Source organism: Allosphingosinicella sp., assembly GCF_036387215.1.
In the GTDB taxonomy this organism is placed as follows: Bacteria; Pseudomonadota; Alphaproteobacteria; order Sphingomonadales; family Sphingomonadaceae; genus Allosphingosinicella.
In genome coordinates this window covers 1-2,581 of the sequence record NZ_DASVUE010000013.1, presented here as the reverse complement: position 1 = coordinate 2,581, position 2,581 = coordinate 1, and the positions used below count along the sequence as shown (strand labels likewise).

2 protein-coding genes are annotated in these 2,581 nt (G+C 65.4%); both read left to right on the top strand.

The genetic code is table 11. From position 1 onward, the window contains the following. A partial coding sequence (locus VF662_RS00475) for a hypothetical protein (protein WP_464136387.1) occupies positions 1 to 199 on the top strand: 199 nt, incomplete at its 5' end. A gap of 277 nt (positions 200 to 476) precedes the next feature. Further along, on the top strand, positions 477 to 2,581 hold a 2,105-nt coding region (topA, locus tag VF662_RS00470; protein ID WP_464136385.1), incomplete at its 3' end, for a type I DNA topoisomerase.

Here is a 2,581-nt window from a genome sequence, read left to right as displayed (position 1 = left end):
CGTCGAGGGCGTGGTGGAGGATCTCGGCCGCGGCAAGGTCCCGAACATCCCGGCCGAAATGGGCGCCCGGGCGGAATGGCGGCACAACAAGAAGGGCTTCGCGACGAAGACGCTTGTGGTTGCCGCCGTCACTGTCGGCCTCTTTGCCCTGATCCAGTCGAGAAGGGATCGGTCGGGCGCCGACCGAATATCTTCTTAAGATCAAGCAATCACGGCTATCAGGAGCGGCCATCGACGAAATTCTTGAACAATAGGATTTCTTCTGGTCCAACCTGACCGATGAAGCATCCCTCACCCGAATCGTCCACTCCGCCCGTGGCTGCGCCGCGGCCGCCGGCCGTGCACGCTCTTTCGGAGGAAGACCCCCCGCGATTCCATGTGACATTTGTGCCAGTCGTGACTTTCGGAGCCCTCTTGACGCGCCTCCGAGCAGCCCATCACCGTGTACGCGTACGCGTGAAGGGGCATTTTCCTAAATGAAACTGGTAGTTGTCGAATCGCCCGCAAAGGCGAAGACGATCGAGAAATATCTGGGCAGCGGCTATCGGGTGCTCGCCTCCTACGGCCACGTCCGCGATCTGCCGCCGAAGGACGGCTCGGTGGACCCGGACAACGGCTTTGCGATGCAGTGGGAGACCTATGCGGACAAGGCGCGGCAGCTCAAAGCCATTACCGACGAGGCGAAGAAGGCTGATGCGCTGATCCTCGCCACCGACCCCGACCGGGAGGGCGAGGCGATCAGCTGGCACGTGCAGGAGCTCCTGCAGAAGAAGAAGGCGCTTCCGAAGCACGTCGAGCGCGTCACCTTCAACGCGATCACCAAGGCCACCGTCACCGAGGCGATGAAGCATCCCCGCGCGCTGGACGAGGATCTGATCGACGCCTACCGCGCCCGCCGCGCGCTCGATTATCTCGTCGGCTTCACGCTCTCGCCTGTGCTGTGGCGGAAGCTGCCGGGCGCCAAGTCGGCGGGCCGCGTGCAATCGGTGGCGCTTCGCCTGATCGCCGACCGCGAGCGCGAGATCGAACTGTTCCGCGCGCAGGAATATTGGAGCGTGTCGGCCACCATGGAGGCGGACGGGCAGGAATTCCTCGCCCGGCTCGTGCGCTTCAAGGGCGAGAAGATCGACCGCCTCAGCATCGGCGATCAGGGAACCGCAATGGCAGCCAAGGCAGCGGTCGAGGCGGGGCGGTTCAGCGTCTCCTCGGTCGAAACCAAGCCGCTCACCCGCAACCCGCCGCCGCCATTCACCACTTCGACGCTTCAGCAGGAGGCGGCGCGCAAGCTCGGCTTCTCCGCCAGCCACACGATGCGGGTGGCGCAGGGCCTCTATGAGGACGGCGCCATCACCTACATGCGGACCGACGGCGTCGATATGGCGCCCGAGGCGATCTCCGGCGCTCGGCGCGCGATCGTCGACCGCTACGATAGCGGCTACGTGCCGGACAAGCCGCGCCACTATCAGACCAAGCAGAAGAACGCGCAAGAAGCCCACGAGGCGATCCGCCCCACCGATTTCAGCCGCGACCGCGCAGGCTCGGGAGACCATGCGCGCCTCTACGATCTCGTCTTCAAGCGCGCGCTTGCAAGCCAGATGGCCTCCGCGCGGCTGGAGCGGACGACGGTGGAGCTCACCGACGGTACGGGCCAGACGGCGCTTCGGGCGACCGGCCAGGTTGTGCTCTTCCCTGGCTTCATGGCGCTCTATGAGGAAGGTCGCGACGACGAGCAGGACGAGGATAGCCGCCGCCTGCCGCGCCTTCGGGAAGGCGATGCGCCGGCCAAGAAAGCGGTGCATGCCGAGCAGCATTTCACCCAGCCGACGCCGCGTTATTCCGAGGCCAGCCTCGTCAAGAAGATGGAGGAGCTCGGCATCGGCCGCCCGTCCACCTATGCTTCGGTGCTTCAGACGCTGAAGGACCGGGAGTATGTGCGGCTGGAGAAGAACCGCTTTTATCCCGAAGAGAGCGGGCGGCTTCTGACCGCCTTCCTTGAGCGCTTCTTCGAACGCTACGTCTCCTACGACTTCACCGCCGGGCTCGAGGATGAGCTGGATGAGATTTCCGGCGGGCGTGCGGATTGGCAGGCGGTGCTCGACGCCTTCTGGCGTGATTTCAAGCCGAAGACGGCCGAGATCATGGAGCAGAAGCCGTCGGAGGTGACCGCCGCGCTCGATGATTTCCTTGCGCCTTACCTGTTCCCGGACAAGGCGGACGGCACGGACGCGCGCCTCTGCCCCGCCTGCGGCGAGGGGAGGCTCGCGCTTCGCGGCGGCCGGTTCGGGGCCTTCGTCGCCTGCTCCAACTATCCCGATTGCAAGTTCACGCGCCGCTTCGGCCAGGGCGGCGAGGAGGCCGCGAGCGACGACGGCCCTGAAATCCTCGGCCAGCATCCGGAAACCGGCCAGGATATCAGTCGCAAGACCGGCCGTTTCGGCCCCTATATCGAGATGGGCGAGGGGAAGGAGGCGAAGCGCGCCTCGATCCCCAAGGATGCGGGCGAGCTGACCCTCGACCTCGCGGTGAAGCTGCTTTCGCTGCCGCGGACGATCGGCAATCACCCGGAGACCGGCAATCCGAT